Below are 17895 nucleotides of genomic sequence, written 5' to 3' on the forward strand. Positions count from 1 at the left end.
CCTCCGGCACGCGCACTTGCAGCGTGCCCGCTTCCGCATCCAGCACGACGATATCGCCATCGCGCACACGTGCCAGCGGCCCGCCGTTGAGCGCTTCCGGGGTGATGTGGATGGCGGCCGGCACCTTGCCCGACGCACCCGACATGCGGCCGTCCGTCACCAGCGCGACCTTGAAGCCGCGCTCCTGCAGCACCGACAGCGTCGGCGTGAGCTTGTGCAGCTCGGGCATGCCGTTGGCGGCCGGGCCCTGATACGGCAGCACGGCCACGAAATCGCGTTCCAGTTCGCCGGCCTTGAACGCGTTGATCAGATCGTCCTGCGCGAGGAAGACGCGTGCCGGCGCTTCCACAAAACGATGTTCCGGCTTGACCGCCGACACCTTGATGACCGAGCGCCCGATGTTGCCGTCGAGCACCCGCAGGCCGCCGTCCGACGAGAACGGCTCGGCCACGCCGCGCACGATGTTGGTATCGAGCGAGGCGGCGGCGCCATCGCGCCAGACCAGCTTGTCGCCTTCCAGGAAGGGCTCTTGCGCATGACGGCGCAGGCCCTTGCCCATGATCGTCGTCACATCGTCGTGCAGCAGGCCGGCGTCGAGGAGTTCGCGAATCACGATGGACAGACCGCCCGCGGCCTGGAATTCGTTCACGTCGGCCTTGCCGTTCGGGTAGACCCGCGCCAGCAGCGGAATCACGCCCGACAGATCGTTGAAGTCGTCCCACGTGAGCAGGATGCCGGCCGCACGCGCCATCGCCACCAGGTGCAGCGTGTGGTTGGTCGAGCCGCCCGTGGCCAGCAGGCCGACGATGCCGTTGACGAACGCGCGCTCATCCAGCACGTCGGCAATGGGGGTGTACTGGTCGCCGCTGAAGACGAGCTTGAGCGCCTGGCGCGCCGACTCACGCGTGAGCGCTTCGCGCAGCGGCGTGTTCGGGTTGATGAAGGCGGTGCCCGGCAGGTGCAGGCCCATGACCTCCATCAGCATCTGGTTGGAGTTGGCCGTGCCGTAGAACGTGCACGTGCCCGGGCCGTGGTACGACTTGGATTCGGCTTCCAGCAGGTCGGCGCGCGAGAGCTTGCCTTCGGCGTACAGCTGGCGGGTGCGCGCCTTTTCATCATTGCTGATGCCGGTGGTCATCGGGCCGGCCGGCACGAACACGGCGGGCAGGTGGCCGAACGACAGCGCGCCGATCACCAGCCCCGGCACGATCTTGTCGCACACGCCCAGGTACAGCGCCGCGTCGAACATCTGGTGCGACAGCGCCACGGCCGTCGACAGGGCAATCGTGTCGCGCGAGAACAGCGACAGCTCCATCCCGTCCTGCCCCTGCGTCACGCCATCGCACATGGCCGGCACGCCGCCGGCAAACTGCGCGGTGCCGCCGGCCTCCAGCGCAGCCTGCTTGAGCCACGCCGGAAACGCCTCCAGCGGCTGATGCGCCGACAGCATGTCGTTGTAGGCGGAGACAATCCCCAGGTTCGGCCGCTCCAGCGCTTTCAGGCGGATCTTCGCTTCGCCCGGCATGGCCGCAAAACCGTGGGCGAGGTTCGTACACGAGAGCAGCGTACGCTCGACCTTGCGGCCGGCATTCTTGCGGGTCACGTCCAGATAGGCCTGGCGGGGGCTGCGGCTGCGGTCGATGATGCGTTGGGTGACGGCGGCCAAAGTGCGGTGCAGGGCCATGCGGGTTCTCCTGGAGGGGGTAGGTCCGGGCGGGACGGAATGCTGTAATTTTCCTACAAATGGGCCGGATGTGGTGCAGGGTTTTCCACAGGTACCGCATCCGACGCAGCGCCGGTAACACGGCCGAGCACGCGAATTGCGTGCCAGAAGGCGCGCGGGAGGCCATGCTTCGGCGCAAAAGATTTGCCGGAAACGCTTGCCGGGGCAGTTTCACGAACGTCTTGCTCGCGATGTAGTAATACTACAAAATGAGCTGAAAAGACGTGGCTTTGCTAGTCAGCTAGGCTAGCCTAATCGATGGCTCACACACAGGAGATGACGATGTCGGTGCCCGCATTCGACATGGTGTTGTTCGGCGGTACGGGCGATCTTGCCCGCCGCAAGCTGATTCCGGCCTTGTTCGATGCGCATCAGGGCGGCGAACTGCACCCGCGCGGGCGGATCTTCGCCATCGGCACGCAGCCGCTGGAGACAGCTGGCTACCTGGCGTTGCTGGAGCGCGAAACGCGCCCGACCATGCGCCTGTATTCCGGAGCGCCCGTCTCCGACGACGCCTGGGCCTCGTTTGCCGAGCGCATCGTCTACCAGCAGGTCGACGCCCGCAAACCCGAACAGTTCGACGGGCTGGCCGCCGCGCTGGGTGAAGACCGGGCGCCAGTGACGGTGTGCTATCTGGCGACGGCGCCGGGCTTCTTCATCGACATCTGCAAGCAGCTCGCCCGCGTCGGGCTGAATACGCCCAATGTGCGGTTGGTGCTGGAAAAGCCGCTGGGCACGGATCTCGCGTCAAACGAGCGCATCAACTCCGCCGTGGCCGAGTTCTTTGCCGAAGACCAGATCTACCGGATCGACCATTACCTCGGGAAAGAATCCGTCCAGAACCTGATGGCGATCCGCTTCGGCAACGCGCTGTTCGAGCCGCTGTGGCGCCGCGAGTGGATCAAGGACGTGCAGATCACGATTGCCGAGCAGCTTGGCGTGGAAAAGCGCGGCGATTTCTACGACGGCGTCGGTGCGCTGCGCGACATGGTGCAGAACCACCTGCTGCAACTGCTATGTATCGTCGCCATGGAGCCGCCGTCGAGCCTGTCGCAAGACGCCATCCGCGACGAAAAGCTGAAGATCTTGAAAGCGCTCAAGCCGATCCCGCTGCAAGAGGTGCCTGAGAAGACCGTGCGCGGCCAGTATCAGGAAGGCGCCATCGCCGGGCAGCCGGTGCAGGGCTATCTGCATGAGCAGGGCATTCCGCCCGACAGCCGCACGGAAACCTTCGTCGCCATCAAGGCCGAGATTGCCAACTGGCGCTGGGCCGGCGTGCCGTTCTACCTGCGCACCGGCAAGCGCATGCCGCAGCGGTTGGCGGAGATCGTCGTACGTTTCCACGATGTGCCGCACGCGCTGTTTCCCAAGCCGCTGATCCAGTTTCCGGAAAACCGTCTCGTCATCCGCCTGCAGCCGGAAGAGAGCATCCGCCTGCAGTTCCTGACCAAGACGCCGGGTGCGGCGCTGGGCCTGCAGCCGTCCACGCTGGACCTGGACTTTACCGACCACGGCGGCGTGCGCCATGCCGGCGCGTATGAGCGTCTGCTGATGGACGCCGTCAACGGCAAGCTCGGCCTGTTCGTGCGCCGCGATGAACAGGCCGAAGCCTGGCGCTGGGTCGAGCCGATCATCGAAGCGTGGAACGAAGCACGCATTCCGCCCAAGGGCTACACCGCGGGCAGCTGGGGCCCCGCGGCATCGAGCGCGCTGCTCTCGCGCGACAACGCCGCCTGGCACGAGGAGATGTAATGGCGATGCGCTGGCACGCAGTTCCGGACGCCGCCGCGCAGGTGCAAGCGCTGGCTGCGGCCATTGCCAACACGCTCACGCATGTGATCGAGGAACAGGGCAGTGCGTGCCTGGCTGTGTCCGGGGGGCGTTCGCCCATTGCGCTGTTTGCTGCCTTGCGCGTGTTGCCGCTGCGCTGGGCCGACGTGTCGATCACCCTGGTCGACGAGCGTGCGGTGCCGCCCGGGCATGCCGACAGCAACGCGCGGCTCGTGCGCGAGCACCTTTTGCAGGATGCGGCGGCAGCGGCGCGTTTCTTTCCCCTGGTGTTGTCACCGCATGTGCATGGCGATTCGGTTGACGTGGATGCATGCGTGGCGACGGCCAACGATCCGTTTCAGCAACCCGACGTAGTGATTCTCGGCATGGGCGACGATGGGCATACCGCATCGTTGTTTCCCGACGCGCCTGAATTGGAAGAGGGCATCGATCGCACGCATGCGCCGGCGTATCTGCCGGTGCGGCCCGGCGCAGCGCCGCATCGGCGCATCAGCCTGAACCTGTCTGCGCTGTGTGCGGCGCGGCGGCTGTTTCTGTCGATCTCGGGGCCGGTCAAGCGCGGTGTGTTCGACGAGGCCGCGCAAGGCGGGGCACAGCGCGCGCTGCCGGTGAGCTATGTCATTCATCAGCGGGAGGTACCGCTCGATGTCTATTGGACTGCATGACGTGAACGCGGGCACCGTGGCCGACACGCTGGCCTACCCGCGGCTGGTCGCCGACGTGGGCGGCACCAACGTGCGCTTTGCGCTCGAGATGGCGCCCATGCGCCTGGCCCACATCGGTGTGCTGGCCGGCGATGATTACCCGTCGCTCGAAGCGGCCATGCGCGCGTACCTGGCATCGCTGCCGCCGGAAATCGCGGCGGCTGGCGTGCGGCATGCCGCCATCGGCATCGCCAATCCGGTGCTGGGGGACCAGATTCGCATGACCAACCGCGACTGGGCGTTCTCGATCGAGGCGATGCGCCAGTCGCTGGGTTTCGACACCTTCGTCGTGCTCAATGACTTTGCAGCGCTGGCGCATGCGTTGCCGTATCTGCCTGCAGATGAGCTGGAACAGGTTGGCGGCGGCGCCAGCCTGGCCGATGCGCCGCGGGCGCTGCTCGGCGCCGGCACGGGCCTGGGCGTCGCGTCGCTGCTGCCGACGGCGGAGGGCCGCTACATTGCCGTGGCCGGCGAGGGCGGCCATGTCGCCTTTCCGCCGATGAATGACGAGGAGGTCGTGATCTGGCGCTTCGCGCGTGAGCGCTTCGGCCATGTGTCGGCCGAGCGGTTGATTTCTGGCATGGGCCTGGAGTTGATCTACGAGGCGCTCGGCGCGTGCTTCGATCTCTGGCAGCAAGGCCCCACGTTGCGCCGCGCCGCCGACATCACTGCCATCGCATTGGGCGAGATGGAAGATGCTGCGGGCGACCACGCACGCTGCCGCTACGCCGTCGATACGTTCTGCGCGTTTCTCGGCACCATCGCGGCCAACCTGGCGGTCACGCTGGGCGCGCGCGGTGGCGTGTACATCGGCGGCGGCATCGTCCCGCGTCTGGGGCCGGCGTTTGCCAACTCGCCGTTCCGGCGGCGTTTTGAAGACAAGGGCCGTTTCTCGGCCTATGTGGCATCAATGCCGGTGTACGTGATTCATTCACCGTACCCGGGGCTGATCGGCCTCTGTGCTGCCATGGACCACGCGGTGGCCCAGGGACACTGACGCCGCGTCGGCGTCGGCATTGGCGTTATTCAGGTTGATCGGCGTGTTGGGGCGCGCTGCCCTTGCGCAGCGCAACTTCCAGCACCAGCGCATCGAGCAGCGCCAGGTGCAACAGGCGCGCGACCATCGAGCGGTCCGCCACGGCATCGTCCACGTCGGCGGGCAGCACCACATCGGCCAGTGCCGCGAGCGGGCTGCCAGGCGTGGTGACGGCAATCACGCGCACGCCGAGTTCGCGCACGCGTTCCACCGCCGTCTGCAGTTCGGGCAACGCGCCCGATTTTGAAATGGCGATCACCACGTCGCCCGCCTGCAGCACGTTCAGCGACATCGACACCAGATACGGATCGCTATACGCATTCGCGGGAATGCCGTAGCGGAAGAACTTCGTCTGCGCATCGAGCGCCACCACGCCGGAGCTGCCGAAGCCGTACAGGTCGATGCGATGTGCGCTGTCGACCAGCGCCACCGCCGCATCGAGCGTGCGAGCGTCGAATCGTTCTTGCAGCGTGGTGAGCGAATCGATGGCGTTCCGCAGGACGCGCGTGCCCGAGGGCGACGCGCTGCGCGCCGGTGCGGCATCTCGGGCGACGTTGCCTTGTGCGAGCCGCAGCTTGAAATCCGACAGGCCATGGCAGCCCATCGAGCGGCAGAAGCGGATGACGGTCGGCTGGCTGACGCCGGCCTCACGCGCGATGGCGGCCACCGGCAGGCTCAGCACTGTTCCGGCCTGGCGCAGCACCCAGTCGGCCACTTGGCGTTCGGCCGGAGAGAGCGACGGGCGCGCCGCGCGAATGCGCTCGCGCAGGTCGGTCGGTGCATCGGGTGTGGCGGAGGAAGTGGCTTGCTGGGCGCTCATCTGCGCGCGGGTTCGAATGGCGGACCGCATCACGATAAAGGCAAGCGCAGCCGTGCGCAACCGCCCGGCGAGGGGTTGCTAGATGCCGCGCGCTCCGACTGCAACTGACTGTTTTTGCACTGTTGCGAGGCGAGCGCGTTGGCTACGGTGAACGACGCCCACGTCGCCACAAGCGGCGTGGTCCTGCAACGTCGTACCCCTCAAAAGGACATCCGATGCTCCGTACTGCTCTCCCCCTGCAGCGCTTTTCCACGCTGTGCCGTCATCTGGCGTATGCCTGGCCGCTGGTGTTCGCGGCTGGGCCGCTGCATGCCGCCACCGACTGGGTCGATACCCACACCAAGGCGTTCGTGACCGGCCCGCAGCTCATGGCCCGCGGCGCCGCCAACGAGGTCGCACCTGGTCAGACCACCGATGTGCTGGTCAGCCTCAAACTGCGCAACGAGGCCACGCTGAAGGCGCTCGCGCACGATGTGAACGATCCGCGCAGCCCGCGCTACCGCAAGTACCTGACCAGCGAGCAGTTCATGGCCGACCACGCGCCCACGCAGGCGCAGGTGGACGCCGTGGTGGGCTATCTGCGGCAGAACGGCTTTATCGATATCGATGTGGCGCCCAACCGGCTGCTGGTGTCGGCGCGCGGTACGGCCGGCACGGTCAAGGCGGCGTTCAACACGCCGCTGGTGCATTACCAGTTGGCCGGCCGCAGCGGATTTGCGAACAGCGGCAAGGCGCAGGTGCCGCGCGCGCTGGGCGGCATCGTCGGCTCGGTGCTGGGTCTGCAGAACGTGGTGCGCGCGCGTCCGCTGCTGCGTGTGGGCGATGTGGCCGAAGCGCGCACGCTGGCAGCGGGCACCGCGACGGGCCACTACCCGAAGGAATTCCCGGCGCTGTATGGCGCGACCGGTGTGCCGACGGCGGCCGGCACCACAGTGGGCGTCATCACCATCGGCGGGGTATCGCAAACGCTGCGCGACTTGCGCACGTTCACGAGCAACAACGGTTACGCCACGGTGTCCACCACCACGATCAAGACGAACGGCACCAGCGGCAACTACACCGATGATCAGGAAGGCCAGGGCGAGTGGAACCTCGACAGCCAGTCCATCGTGGGCGCGGCCGGCGGCGCGGTCGGCAAGCTGGCCTTTTACATGGCCGATCTCAACGCGCCGGGCAACACGGGCCTGACCAAGGCGTTCAACAAGGCGGTGACCGACAACACGGCCAAGATCATCAACGTGTCGCTCGGCTGGTGCGAGAACGACGCCAGCGCCGACGGCACGCTCGATGCCGAAGAGGCCATCTTCACCACGGCCGCCGCGCAGGGGCAGACGTTCTCCGTGTCTTCCGGCGACGAGGGCGTCTACGAGTGCAACAACCGCGGCTATCCGGACGGCGGCAACTACAGCGTGTCGTGGCCGGCATCGTCGCCGCACGTGCTGGCCATTGGCGGCACCACGCTCTATACGAGCGGATCGAGCTTCGCCAGCGAGACCGTGTGGAACGAGGGCCTCGACGGCAACGGCAAGCTGTGGGCCACCGGCGGCGGCATCAGTCAGATCCTGCCGGCACCGAGTTGGCAGGGCGGCAATGCGCGGCTCTTGCCCGATGTGTCGTTCGACGCGGCGCAAAGCACCGGTGCCTACATCTACAACTACGGGCAGCTGCAGCAGATTGGCGGCACGAGCCTGGCGTCGCCCATCTTCGTCGGCTTCTGGGCGCGGCTGCTGGCGGCCAACGGCAACCTGGGCTTTCCGGCGGCGCGCCTGTACAGCGCCATTCCGGCCAACGCGTCGCTGCTGCGCTATGACGTGGTGTCGGGCAACAACGGCTACCAGGGCTACGGTTACAGCGCCGCCAAGGGCTGGGACTACCCGACGGGCTGGGGCAGCCTGAACATCGGCGCGTTGAACCAGTTGATCAAATCGGGCGGATTCTGATGCGGAGGTGAGTTTGCGGGCGGTTTCGCACAAAGCGCGAGCCGCCCGCGCGGCGGTTCTACAATGAGCCTTCCCCGGCTTATTTTTGATTCGTCATGCGCGTACTGCTCGTGGAAGACGACGACATGATCGGCGACAGCGTGCGCAAGGGTTTGCGCCACGACGGTTTCGCCATCGATTGGGTGCGCGACGGCGAGGCTGCCGTGCACGCCGTGACCGCCCCCGGTGCCGCGGGTGCGGAACCGGGCACCACCATGTTCGACCTCATGCTGCTCGACCTCGGCCTGCCCAAGCGCGACGGGCTCGACGTGGTGCGCGAGCTGCGCCAGCGCGGCATCTCCATCCCCATCCTGATCCTGACCGCGCGCGATGCGGTGGCCGACCGCGTAGCCGGGCTCAATGCCGGCGCAGACGATTACCTCGTCAAGCCGTTCGACCTGCAGGAGCTGGCTGCGCGCATGCACGCGCTGCTGCGCAGACAGGGCGGCCGTGCCGATCCGCTCATGCGCCACGGCGAGGTGCTGCTCAACCCCGTGACCCGCGAAGTGCTGCGCGCGGGTGTGCCGGTCAAGCTGTCGGGCCGCGAGTTTGCGGTGCTGCATGCGCTGCTCGCGCGGCCGGGCAAGGTGTGGTCGATCGCGCAGCTGCAGGACAACCTCTACGGCTGGGATGAAGAGGTCGGCAGCAACACGGTCGAGGTCTACATCCATGCGCTGCGCAAGAAGCTCGGCAGCCATTTCATCCAGAACATCCGCGGCGTGGGGTATGTGATTCCACGTGAGGCGCCGACGTCGCCTGCGGAACCTGCCGGCGGCGACGCGCACCAATAATCCATGCAATCCATCCGTAAAACCCTGCTGTGGTGGCTGGCCGGCGGCCTTCTGGCGGGCATCGTCATCGCCACCGGCCTGATCTACGCGCAGGCGCGCCAGGAAGCCAACGCGCTGTTCGACTACCAGATGCAGCAGGTGGCCGCCGCGCTGCCGAGCCAGTGGATCGACCCGCCGCCCCCGGCGCTCGCCGGCATTGCGCGTGACGACGACGTCGTGATCCGCATCTGGGACGGCACAGGCCGCAGCCTGTACCTCTCGCACGCGCGCCCCAATCTGCCGGACCAGGCCGAGTTGGGCTTTTCCGACGCGAATACGCCCGAGGGCCCGTGGCGCATCTACAGCGTTGCGTTCGGGCCTGCCGTGGTGCAGATCGCCCAGCCGTATAGCGCGCGGCACGAGGTGGCGGCGCGCATGGCGTTGCGCACCGTGGCGCCGTTGCTCATCCTCTTGCCGCTGCTGGGCTGGATCCTCTGGCTGGCGGTCGGGCGCGGGTTGGCGCCGCTGGGCTCCGTGGCCAAGCAGGTGCAGGCGCGCGACGCGGCCGCGCTGTCGCCGTTGCCCACGCACGATTTGCCGGACGAGATCCGGCCGCTGACGAACGCATTGAACGATCTGCTGGCGCGCCTCGGCACCGCACTGGCGCACCAGCGCGCGTTTGTCGCCGACGCCGCGCATGCGCTGCGCACGCCACTGGCTGCGCTCAAGCTGCAATTGCAGGTGGCCGACCGCGCCGAGAACGAAGATGAACGCCGCGCCGCGCATGCCGATCTGCATCGCGGTGTGGAGCGCATGATCCGTCTTGTTGGTCAGTTGCTGACGCTGGCGCGGCAGGAGCCGGGCGCTGCCGATACGCAGCGTGCAACGGTTGCGCTCGACGCCGTGGCGGCCGACGTGGTGGCCGAGCTATCGCCAGCGGCAGTGCAAAAGCGCATTGACCTGGGGATCGCGCCGGAGTCGCAGCCCGCATCCGTGATCGGCAATGCCGATGCGCTGCGCGTGCTGCTGGTCAATCTGGTCGACAACGCGCTGAAGTACTGCCCGGCCGGGGCGCGCGTCGATGTGTCGACCGCGCATACGCCAGACGGTGGCGCGCAGCTCGTGGTCGAAGACAACGGCCCCGGCATCCCCGCAGACGAACGCGAACGCGTGCTGGATCGGTTCTATCGGCCTGCGCAAGCGCCCACCGGCGGCAGCGGCCTGGGGCTCGCCATCGTCCGGGAAATCGCGCAGGCGCATGACGCAACCCTCGCACTGGAAGCGCGTGAAGGCGGCGGCTTGCGCGTGGTGTTGCGCTTTCCCTTCAAGGCCAACGCGTAGAAACACTTTGTTTCATGTGATGTCGGTGTGCGGCGCCGACCTTTAAGTCTCGATTAAGTCTGCCCGCCTACGATGCCCTCAACCGATGGGCACGGCAGGCGACTCCGCAGGCCGTGACCCTCGCGCTCAGCAAGAGAGAGGACACGACAATGACGCGTCAAACCCTGGCACGCAGTGCGGCTGGCCTGGCCGCCGTGGTCGCCGTTGCAGGCGGCTATGCCTATCTTCAGAAAGACATGATCTCGCGCGCCGTGGCGGCACCCGTGGCCACCGCGACGGCAACCACCGCGGCAGCCCCGAGCACGGCGCCGATGGCTGTGGCGACGCCAATGGATTTCTCCGGCATCGTCGATCGCTACGGCCCCGCGGTGGTCAACATCAGCACCACCGCGCATGCACAGCGCACCAGCATGCAAGGACTGCCGCCCGGCATGAGCCCGGATGATCCGTTCTCCGAATTCTTCAAGCGCTTCATGCCGCAGATGCCGCAGCAGCGGGGCGACCAGATCGTGCGCGGTCTGGGCTCCGGCTTCATCGTCTCGGCCGATGGGCTGATCCTGACCAACGCCCACGTGGTGGACGGCGCCCAGGAGGTCAATGTCAAGCTGACTGATCGCCGCGAGTTCAAGGCCAAGGTGCTGGGCGTCGACAAGCAATCGGACGTGGCAGTGCTGCGCATCTCGGCCAAGAACCTGCCGGTGGTGCAGATCGGCAGCCCCGCCAACACCAAGGTGGGCGAGCCGGTGCTGGCGATCGGTTCGCCGTACGGTTTCGAGAACACCGTCACGGCAGGCATCGTGAGCGCCAAGTCGCGCTCGCTGCCGGACGACACCTACGTGCCGTTCATTCAGACCGATGTGGCCGTGAACCCCGGCAACTCGGGCGGCCCGCTGTTCAACCAGCGCGGCGAGGTGATCGGCATCAACTCGCAGATCTACAGCCAGACCGGCGGCTACCAGGGCCTGTCGTTTGCCGTGCCGATCGATGTGGCGATGAAAGTGGAGCAGCAGCTTGTGTCCACCGGCAAGGTCACGCGCGGCCGCTTGGGCATTGCTGTGCAGGAGGTCGACCAGTCGCTGGCCGATTCCTTCAAGCTGCCCAAGCCGGAAGGCGCGTTGGTGAACTCGGTGGAAGACGGCGGCCCCGCGGCCAAGGCCGGGCTGCAACCGGGCGACGTGATCCTGCAGATTGGCGATGCACGTATCGACCGGTCGGGCGACCTGCCCGAGCAGGTGGCCGACATCAAGCCTGGCACCACTGTGCCGCTGCAGATCATTCGCCAGGGCAAGCCGACCACGCTGACGGTGACCGTCGGCGCCGCCAAGGACACCAAGGTGGCAGCCAGCGAAAAGGCTGCCCCGGACCAAGGCCGCCTGGGCCTGGCTGTGCGCCCGCTGCAACCGGAAGAAAAGCGTCAGAACGGTTTGCCCGGCGGCCTGGTGGTGATGGACGTGACCGGCCCGTCGGCCAAGGTCGGCATCCAGCCGGGCGACGTGATCCTGTCGCTCAACGGCACGCCGGTGTCGTCGGTGCAGGAGTTGCGCACGCTGGTGGATCGCGCCGGCAAGCACGTCGCCCTGCTGGTGCAGCGTGACGATACGAAGATCTTCGTGCCGGTGGACCTGGGCTGACGGGGCCTGCTGACGACCTACTTTGACATGCCGCCCTGGCCGGAAGGGCGTAACGGCAGACGCCAGAGGTCGTAACGTTCTTCGCCGGCCTTGACCATGCCCGCGAAGTGCAGGTTCAGGCGGCTGGCAGTCACCACCAGAGCGCCGTCGGGAGCGATCGTCGGCGTATCGGGCCAGGAGACGTCTTCATCGGTCGCTACCAGTGCCATCGCCTTCGTGGCAGGGTCGTACCGCACGATGCCGTTGCGTGTGACGTCGGTGATGTACAGCCGGCCGTCGGCGCCGGTGGCAATGCCATCCGTGTTGCCGCCCACGTCGCCAAGGTGTTGCACGGCGGCGGCGACCTCCGCGCGATTGGCCTTCGGGTTGCGAAGCACGTGCGTGGCAATCGCATGCGCGTGCCGGCCCGTGGTGACGGTCCAATACAGCGTGCGGGCATCGGGCGAGAGCGCGATGCCGTTGATGCCCAGGACCAGCGGCTTGCCTGGCCAGACTTCCGTGCCGTGCGACATGACCTTGGCGCCCGGTTCGGGCATCAGACTCGGATGCCGATCGAGCAGGCGGCGCGCACGGCCCGACGTGAAATCCACGACGATCAGCGCCGCCTGGTTGGCGGGTGCACTGCGCAGGCCGCTGTCCGACACGTAGGCGACCTTGCGGGCTTCATCGACGACGATGTCATTGAGGAAGCTCGCCTTGCGGTCTGCCACGGAATCGAGGCCGATACGCTTGATCAGGCGGCCGGTGTCGAGGGCATACACCATGATCTTCTGCGCGCCTGCGGGGGCTTCGGTCTCGCCGGCCACGAAGCCCTGGTCCAGGGCCCACAGCCAACCGTTGCGCCGATCGATGTAGAAGCCGAGCACGTTGCGAAGGTGCTGGTCCGGCGCACCGGCCACGGCATTGCCCTCGGTGGACGGAAACGCCGTCAGCCGTGCCGGCCCCGAGGCGGTGCGGGTGTCCAGCACGCTCAACGTGGCCGGCGCATCCGCAGACACCAGCCGTGGCGTGCTGACAAACGCGCGTCCTTGCACGTCGAAGTGGATGCCTGCAATCGGTGCGTTGACCGAGCCTGCATCGGCTGCGGCGTTGCCCTCGTCGTCGGCAGCGGCCCAGGTCACGCCCGTATAGCTGCGCCAGCGTTCAAGCGATGCACGCTCGGCCGCCTGCGCGGGCTGCACCGCCGCGGCTGCCGTGCTGCAGGCGAGCGCTGCCAGCAGCGCGGCAGCCAGGGTGAGGCGATAGCGATTCATGTTCGATATCCAGGAATGGGTGGGTGGGGGGCGTTCAAAGAATCGAGCGGAAGCTGCCGCCTTCTACACGCACCGCCGCACCGTTGGAGGCCGCGCCCAAGGGGCTCGCAAGCAACGCCACCATGGCCGCCACTTCATCTGCCTCGATCATCCGGGCGATCAATGAACTCGGGCGGTACGTCTGGAAGAAATGCGCCTCGATCTGTGCGTCGGTCATGCCGGGGCGCGGCGCGGTCTGGCGCAGGTACTCGACGATGCCGTCCGAGCGGGTCGCCGCAGGCAGCACGCTGTTGACCGTGACGCCGGTGCCCTTCGTCAATTCGGCCATGCCGCGCGACACCGCCAGCTGCGCAGACTTGGTCACGCCGTAGTGCACCATGTCCGGCGGCGTGAATGCGCCGACCTCGCTGGAGATGAAGATCACCCGTCCCCAGTTCCGTTCCAGCATGCCGGCAAAGTAATGGCGCGACAGGCGCACGCCTGACATGACGTTGATTTCGAACATCTGGCGCCAGTCTTCGTCGCTGATTTCTGCGAAGGCCTTGGCTTCGTACATGCCCAGGTTGTTCACCAGAATGTCTGCGTTCGGCTGCGCTTGTATGACCGCGGCGGCGCCCTCAGCCGTGCTCAAGTCGGCGATGACCGGCGTGAGCTGGGCGCCCGGCACGGCGGCAACGATGTCCGCGATGGCGGTATCCAGCTTGTCGCGGTTGCGGCCCGTCATGGTGACGGCCACGCCTTCATTGGCCAGGGTGCGGGCGATTGCCAAGCCGATACCGGCCGTGGCCCCCGTCACGATGGCGGTTTTTCCCTTCAACTGCAGATCCATCTCTTGTTTTCCTTGTGAGTGAGCGCGCTGTGGCGCGTGGTGTCATTGCTGGCCGTGCGGGCGAAGCAGGAGGTCGCGCATGGCCGCACCCACGCCCGCGGCGGACTGCGGGTTCTGGCCGGTGACGAGGCGCCCGTCCACGACAACGTTGGCCGTCCAGTCCGGCGCCGGGTGGTGCGTTGCGCCGCGCTGCACGAGCGTGCTCGCGAGCAGGAAGGGCACCACGTGGTCGAGTTCAACCGCGCGCTCTTCGTCGTCGGTAAAGGCGCTGACGTTCTTGCCTGCCACGAGGTAGGCACCGTCGCCGAGCTTGACGTTGACGAGTGCCGCGGGGCCGTGGCAGACGGCGCCCACCACACCGCCCGCCTCGTAAATTGCGCGCGTGACGCGCGACACGGCGGGGCTGTCCGGGAAGTCCCACATCGCCCCATGGCCGCCGGCAAAGAAGATGGCCGAATACCTGCTCGGCTCGACGTCGCCCAGGCGCCGGGTCTGGCGGACGGCGCTGCGGAAGGCCGTGTCGTTCCAGTAGCGGGCGTTGACGGGATCGTTCAGGTCGAGGCCGTCCACCGGCGGCTGGCCGCCCTCGATCGAAGCGAACTCCACGGCAATGCCGGCGTCCTGGAGTTCCGCCAGCGGGTGCGTGACTTCGCCCAGGTAATAGCCGGTCGGCTCGCCCGTGCTCCCCTTGGTTCCGTGGCTGGTAAGCACGAAGAGGACGGGCCGGATGGCGGGGTGAGTGTGCATGGTTTGAGTCCTGGCTTGCATGGGTTGGATCACACTGTATTGCTGACCCACATGGCGATAAACTGCCGGCACTGACAATCATTTGTTCTTCAAGAGACAAAATGGGCCGGAAGTTTGATTACCTGGGCGATGTCGAAGCGTTCCTGGCGGTCGCCGAACACGGGTCGTTTACGGCGGGAGCGGTGGCGCTGTCGACCACGCCGTCGGTGCTGAGCCGTGCCGTCACCCGGCTGGAGGCGCGCCTCGGCAACCAGCTGCTGCGCCGGACCACGCGTCGCATCGGGCTGACCGATGCGGGCAGGCAATATCTGGAGCAGGCACGCGCCGCCTTTACGCTGCTCGACGAGGCCGAGCGCGAGGCCCAGGGGGAGGAAGGCGAACTCAAGGGCCGTGTGCGGCTGAGCGTGCCGACCACGTACGGGCACTACCGCCTGCCGCCGTTGCTGGCCCGGTTTGCGCAGAAGCACCCCCGCGTCCGTGTCGAACTGAACATCACGAACCGAAACGTCGACCTCGTTGCCGAGGGGTTTGACCTGGCCATCCGGCTCGGCCATCTGCCCGACAGCGGGTTGGTAGCGCGCAAGCTGGAAGATGCGGCCTTGTGCCTGGTGGCTTCGCCGGGTTACCTGCGGCGCTCAGGCTGGCCCCAAAGCCTGGATGCGCTCCAGCAACACGTCTGTCTGCCGTTCGTGATGCCGAGTACCGGCCGCATCGCGCCGTGGGTGTTCAAGGATGGGGGGCAGGATGTCGAATGGCTACCGCCCTCCACGCTTCAGGTTTCAGGCGACGTGTTGGGCGTCGTGTCGCTGGCGGCGCAGGGCGTGGGCATCTGCCAGAGCTACGACTTCGTCGTCCGCCAACAGCTCGAGCAGGGCAGCCTGGTCGAACTGCTGCCGGCGCTACGTGGGCGGACACGTCCCTTCTCGGTCGTCTACGCGCCGCATCGCAGGCAATCCGCTGCGACACGTGCGCTGATCGATCTGCTGACTTCGGGCGACCCGCATCGCGGCGCCTGAATGGATGCGCGACGGGCGCCGGCGCGCGGGCTCACTGCTTGACGCACAGCCGCGCTGTCGCGCGGTCCAGTGCAATGCGATGCAGCGTGTCGAGCGACTGCTCCCGCGTGACACGCTCGACTTCCTTTGCCACCTGCACCGGGCAATCCGCGCGGCCGCGTGCCGGGGCCGCGTCGCGCAGCGCCTGCAGGATGGATTTCTGCAAGCCGTCCAGCCTGGGCCGGATGACGTCGCGCAGGCTCTGCCGCTGCGCTTCGGGTGCGGCCCCGGCCCGGCGCCAGTCATTGAGCAGGGCGTACTGCACTTCCTTGTTGGCTTCGATCTGGTCGGCAAATACGTTCCCCACATCGGCGGGCGCCAGCCCGTATGCCGGCGCTTCGCCCGAGACATTGGCAATGACCTGCGCTTCGCGTGCCCCGTCGTAGACGGGTTGGCCGCTGTCCCATTTGCTCAGCGCGACCTGGTCTGCGGTGACCAGGCGATCGGCCAGATGGCGGAGCAGTGGCGCGAAGGCGCCTTCCTGGGCGTGGACCTGGGTCGCGCAGCTTGCCGCCAGCAACAGGGCGCAGGCGATTCGGGGTGTCATCAACGTGTTAAAGGCGTTCTTCATGCTGGGTAACGGTCGATTGCCGCGTGTCATGAGACTGGGAGCGGCAATCATACCGAAGCGCGTGGTGTCGGGCGTGCGCAATGTTGTTCCGATGCCCGCCGTTAGGCCGTTTGCACGTGCCGTCTGCCATAAACCCAGGTATCATGCGGCCTACGCGCCGTGTTTGTCCGCAAAGCCTGCGGCGGCGCGGCTAGCTGAGCATACGACGATGGATTTCTACCCCGATCTGGAAGGTTTGCCGCTGTTTGCCAAACCCGCTTTCGGCTGGGAGGAACCGGCGTCGGCATCGTCGGCCGACAACGCCCCCACCAAACCCCGCCGCTTGCGCCGATGGCGCGGCCCAATCACCCATTGGGAACGCGGCTACCGCTCCCACTATTACCGCGACAAGCGCGGCAAGAAGCTCGGTGAAATCCACCTGAGCCCGCGCGGTCAGGCACCGCTGCTTTACCGCTGGCTGGCCGGTACGCTCTCCGGCATCGAGGGGTCGCTCACGCACGCTCGCATGCGGGTGGAAGAGGCGATCGGGTTCGGGATGCGCCAGATGGCGTTGTTCTGAGCGGCCCCCGTCCGGCGTGTCGCCGGGCACGGCCGATGCGTCAATTCTGGGTTCACCACGAGCAGAACCCCCATGCCGACCATCGTCCGCATCTTCACAGACCATGCTGCTGCCGAGGCAGCCCGCCAAGCCGTGTTGAACACCGGCCTCACGCTGGAGCGCGTCGCGCTGTCGCACCAGGGTGACGAGGCAGGTGCCTTGTGCGGCAACTTCCTCTGCGGCGACTACGAGCCCGGCGGCGAAAACGCCGAGACCTACGAGCGCAAATTCCAGAACGTCGTGATCGGCGGGCGTTTCCTGCTGACCATCGAAGCCGAGCCTTCGGAGGTGGATGCCGCCGAAGCAGCGCTGCACTCCACCGGCGGGCGCGCCGTCGACGACTTGGGCCCGCAGCGCTGAGGGCGGGGCGGCGGCGCCGGAGTGCAGCGATCGCACGAGACTGCCGCGAGCGCTGCGGCCGCTGCTACAAGGCCAGCAAATCCTCCGGCCGGCCGAGCAGCGGCGCCCCCGCGTGTCGCTGCAACGCGTCTGGCGCCGTGTATCCCCAGGCCACTCCCCGGAACGCGATGCCTGTGGCGCGCGCTGCATCGGCGTCGCGTATTTCGTCACCCACATACAGCACGTCTTCCGGGCGCACGCGCGTCGAGGCCGTGAGCGCCGCCAGCTTGCGCGCCTTGCCGAATACCGAGATGCCGCAGCTGTAGTGGTGGACCCACCGTGTTGCCGGGCCCAGCACGGCCCGCACGTTGTCCTCGGCATTGGATGTGGCGATGGCCAGACGCACACCACGCCCTGCGAGTGCTTCCAGCGTTTCGGCAACGCCGTCGAACAGCTGGGTTTGAGCGATACGCTCGCGCATCTGCTGGCGCATCTCGAGGGTGATGGCGGGGGCCTTCCACACCGGCACATCCAGCAGGCGCATGACGTCGCGCGCCGATGCTCCGCGCGCCTGCGCCAGCCGGGCACCTTCGAGCCGGTGGAATCCGTGTTTCGTCGCTGCCGCATTCAGTGCATCAACGAACGCGTCGAAGGAGTCAGCCAGTGTGCCGTCAAAGTCGAAGGCGATGAGTCGGTAGGGCATCCGTG

General features: G+C 67.1%; 17 protein-coding genes. 10 read left to right on the forward strand and 7 right to left on the reverse strand.

The window, feature by feature from the left end; translation table 11 throughout:
• Positions 1 to 1684, reverse strand: a 1684-nt coding sequence (gene edd / locus FUT88_RS20015; protein ID WP_147217722.1) for a phosphogluconate dehydratase, incomplete at its 3' end; no start/stop codon positions are given.
• A 321-nt stretch (positions 1685 to 2005) separates the two neighbouring features.
• Between edd and zwf the strand changes: the two genes are divergently transcribed.
• Genes zwf through FUT88_RS20030 form a run of 3 tightly spaced genes read left to right on the forward strand, consistent with a single transcriptional unit; the run spans position 2006 to position 5215 of the window.
• On the forward strand, positions 2006 to 3475 hold the full coding sequence (gene zwf / locus FUT88_RS20020) for a glucose-6-phosphate dehydrogenase (protein WP_147217566.1): 1470 nt from the start codon (positions 2006 to 2008) through the stop codon (positions 3473 to 3475).
• Positions 3475 to 4179, forward strand: coding sequence for a 6-phosphogluconolactonase (pgl, locus tag FUT88_RS20025; protein WP_147217724.1), 705 nt, complete (start codon positions 3475 to 3477; stop codon positions 4177 to 4179). Before zwf ends, pgl begins: the two co-directional genes overlap by 1 nt.
• Positions 4160 to 5215, forward strand: a complete 1056-nt coding sequence (locus FUT88_RS20030; RefSeq protein ID WP_147217726.1) for a glucokinase — start codon at positions 4160 to 4162, stop codon at positions 5213 to 5215. Before pgl ends, FUT88_RS20030 begins: the two co-directional genes overlap by 20 nt.
• 25 nt (positions 5216 to 5240) lie before the next feature.
• Here the strand turns inward: FUT88_RS20030 and FUT88_RS20035 are convergent, their stop codons facing one another.
• On the reverse strand, positions 5241 to 6074 hold the full coding sequence (locus tag FUT88_RS20035; RefSeq protein WP_147217727.1) for a MurR/RpiR family transcriptional regulator: 834 nt from the start codon (positions 6072 to 6074) through the stop codon (positions 5241 to 5243).
• Between the two features lie 215 nt (positions 6075 to 6289).
• On the opposite strand from FUT88_RS20035, the gene FUT88_RS20040 reads away from it, so the two are divergent.
• The 4 genes from FUT88_RS20040 to FUT88_RS20055 all read left to right on the forward strand — a co-directional run bounded on the left by FUT88_RS20040 (position 6290) and on the right by FUT88_RS20055 (position 11795).
• The gene (locus FUT88_RS20040) at positions 6290 to 8014 is read left to right on the forward strand and encodes a protease pro-enzyme activation domain-containing protein (RefSeq protein ID WP_147217729.1); all 1725 of its coding nucleotides are present in this window, start codon (positions 6290 to 6292) and stop codon (positions 8012 to 8014) included.
• A gap of 95 nt (positions 8015 to 8109) precedes the next feature.
• Positions 8110 to 8844 carry a response regulator transcription factor gene (locus tag FUT88_RS20045; RefSeq protein WP_147217731.1) on the forward strand — a complete coding sequence of 245 codons (735 nt, stop codon included), beginning with the start codon at positions 8110 to 8112 and terminating at the stop codon, positions 8842 to 8844.
• 3 nt (positions 8845 to 8847) lie between these two features.
• A complete protein-coding gene (locus tag FUT88_RS20050) occupies positions 8848 to 10164 on the forward strand; it encodes an ATP-binding protein (protein WP_147217733.1) in 1317 nt (438 codons plus the stop codon).
• 149 nt (positions 10165 to 10313) lie between these two features.
• A complete protein-coding gene (locus tag FUT88_RS20055; protein ID WP_147217735.1) occupies positions 10314 to 11795 on the forward strand; it encodes a DegQ family serine endoprotease in 1482 nt (493 codons plus the stop codon).
• 17 nt (positions 11796 to 11812) lie between these two features.
• Here FUT88_RS20055 and FUT88_RS20060 read toward each other — a convergent pair whose 3' ends face one another.
• From FUT88_RS20060 to FUT88_RS20070, 3 genes are read right to left on the reverse strand one after another with little or no spacing between them, the layout of a single operon-like run.
• Entirely contained in the window at positions 11813 to 13048 is a 1236-nt protein-coding gene (locus FUT88_RS20060) for an L-dopachrome tautomerase-related protein (RefSeq protein ID WP_147217737.1), read from the reverse strand.
• Between the two features lie 34 nt (positions 13049 to 13082).
• Positions 13083 to 13877, reverse strand: a complete 795-nt coding sequence (locus FUT88_RS20065; protein WP_096746321.1) for an SDR family NAD(P)-dependent oxidoreductase — start codon at positions 13875 to 13877, stop codon at positions 13083 to 13085.
• Positions 13878 to 13919: 42 nt separating this feature from the next.
• Positions 13920 to 14624 carry a type 1 glutamine amidotransferase domain-containing protein gene (locus FUT88_RS20070; RefSeq protein WP_147217738.1) on the reverse strand — a complete coding sequence of 235 codons (705 nt, stop codon included), beginning with the start codon at positions 14622 to 14624 and terminating at the stop codon, positions 13920 to 13922.
• Positions 14625 to 14725: 101 nt separating this feature from the next.
• On the opposite strand from FUT88_RS20070, the gene FUT88_RS20075 reads away from it, so the two are divergent.
• Complete coding sequence (locus tag FUT88_RS20075; RefSeq protein WP_147217740.1) at positions 14726 to 15640, forward strand: LysR family transcriptional regulator; 915 nt, start codon at positions 14726 to 14728, stop codon at positions 15638 to 15640.
• A gap of 31 nt (positions 15641 to 15671) precedes the next feature.
• Here FUT88_RS20075 and FUT88_RS20080 read toward each other — a convergent pair whose 3' ends face one another.
• Positions 15672 to 16250 carry a chorismate mutase gene (locus tag FUT88_RS20080; protein WP_186829352.1) on the reverse strand — a complete coding sequence of 193 codons (579 nt, stop codon included), beginning with the start codon at positions 16248 to 16250 and terminating at the stop codon, positions 15672 to 15674.
• A 208-nt stretch (positions 16251 to 16458) separates the two neighbouring features.
• Between FUT88_RS20080 and FUT88_RS20085 the strand changes: the two genes are divergently transcribed.
• Positions 16459 to 16809 carry a hypothetical protein gene (locus tag FUT88_RS20085; protein ID WP_147217742.1) on the forward strand — a complete coding sequence of 117 codons (351 nt, stop codon included), beginning with the start codon at positions 16459 to 16461 and terminating at the stop codon, positions 16807 to 16809.
• A 72-nt stretch (positions 16810 to 16881) separates the two neighbouring features.
• Positions 16882 to 17208, forward strand: coding sequence for a hypothetical protein (locus FUT88_RS20090; protein ID WP_186829353.1), 327 nt, complete (start codon positions 16882 to 16884; stop codon positions 17206 to 17208).
• Positions 17209 to 17272: 64 nt separating this feature from the next.
• Here FUT88_RS20090 and FUT88_RS20095 read toward each other — a convergent pair whose 3' ends face one another.
• The gene (locus FUT88_RS20095) at positions 17273 to 17890 is read right to left on the reverse strand and encodes an HAD hydrolase-like protein (protein WP_147217744.1); all 618 of its coding nucleotides are present in this window, start codon (positions 17888 to 17890) and stop codon (positions 17273 to 17275) included.
• Positions 17891 to 17895: the final 5 nt, after the last annotated feature.

It is taken from the genome of Ralstonia sp. TCR112 (assembly GCF_007997035.1).
GTDB classification, from domain to species: Bacteria; Pseudomonadota; Gammaproteobacteria; order Burkholderiales; family Burkholderiaceae; genus Ralstonia; species Ralstonia edaphi.

Excerpts from the sequence above, each read along its gene's own strand:
- FUT88_RS20065 (WP_096746321.1), bottom strand. The coding sequence starts at position 13,877 with ATGGATCTGCAGTTGAAGGGAAAAACCGCCATCGTGACGGGGGCCACG.
- FUT88_RS20040 (WP_147217729.1), top strand. The coding sequence starts at position 6,290 with ATGCTCCGTACTGCTCTCCCCCTGCAGCGCTTTTCCACGCTGTGCCGT.
- FUT88_RS20070 (WP_147217738.1), bottom strand. The coding sequence starts at position 14,624 with ATGCACACTCACCCCGCCATCCGGCCCGTCCTCTTCGTGCTTACCAGC.
- FUT88_RS20035 (WP_147217727.1), bottom strand. The coding sequence starts at position 6,074 with ATGAGCGCCCAGCAAGCCACTTCCTCCGCCACACCCGATGCACCGACC.
- zwf (WP_147217566.1), top strand. The coding sequence starts at position 2,006 with ATGTCGGTGCCCGCATTCGACATGGTGTTGTTCGGCGGTACGGGCGAT.
- FUT88_RS20090 (WP_186829353.1), top strand. The coding sequence starts at position 16,882 with ATGCCGACCATCGTCCGCATCTTCACAGACCATGCTGCTGCCGAGGCA.
- FUT88_RS20095 (WP_147217744.1), bottom strand. The coding sequence starts at position 17,890 with ATGCCCTACCGACTCATCGCCTTCGACTTTGACGGCACACTGGCTGAC.
- FUT88_RS20060 (WP_147217737.1), bottom strand. The coding sequence starts at position 13,048 with ATGAATCGCTATCGCCTCACCCTGGCTGCCGCGCTGCTGGCAGCGCTC.
- FUT88_RS20030 (WP_147217726.1), top strand. The coding sequence starts at position 4,160 with ATGTCTATTGGACTGCATGACGTGAACGCGGGCACCGTGGCCGACACG.
- FUT88_RS20085 (WP_147217742.1), top strand. The coding sequence starts at position 16,459 with ATGGATTTCTACCCCGATCTGGAAGGTTTGCCGCTGTTTGCCAAACCC.
- FUT88_RS20050 (WP_147217733.1), top strand. The coding sequence starts at position 8,848 with ATGCAATCCATCCGTAAAACCCTGCTGTGGTGGCTGGCCGGCGGCCTT.
- FUT88_RS20080 (WP_186829352.1), bottom strand. The coding sequence starts at position 16,250 with ATGAAGAACGCCTTTAACACGTTGATGACACCCCGAATCGCCTGCGCC.
- FUT88_RS20045 (WP_147217731.1), top strand. The coding sequence starts at position 8,110 with ATGCGCGTACTGCTCGTGGAAGACGACGACATGATCGGCGACAGCGTG.
- pgl (WP_147217724.1), top strand. The coding sequence starts at position 3,475 with ATGGCGATGCGCTGGCACGCAGTTCCGGACGCCGCCGCGCAGGTGCAA.
- FUT88_RS20075 (WP_147217740.1), top strand. The coding sequence starts at position 14,726 with ATGGGCCGGAAGTTTGATTACCTGGGCGATGTCGAAGCGTTCCTGGCG.
- FUT88_RS20055 (WP_147217735.1), top strand. The coding sequence starts at position 10,314 with ATGACGCGTCAAACCCTGGCACGCAGTGCGGCTGGCCTGGCCGCCGTG.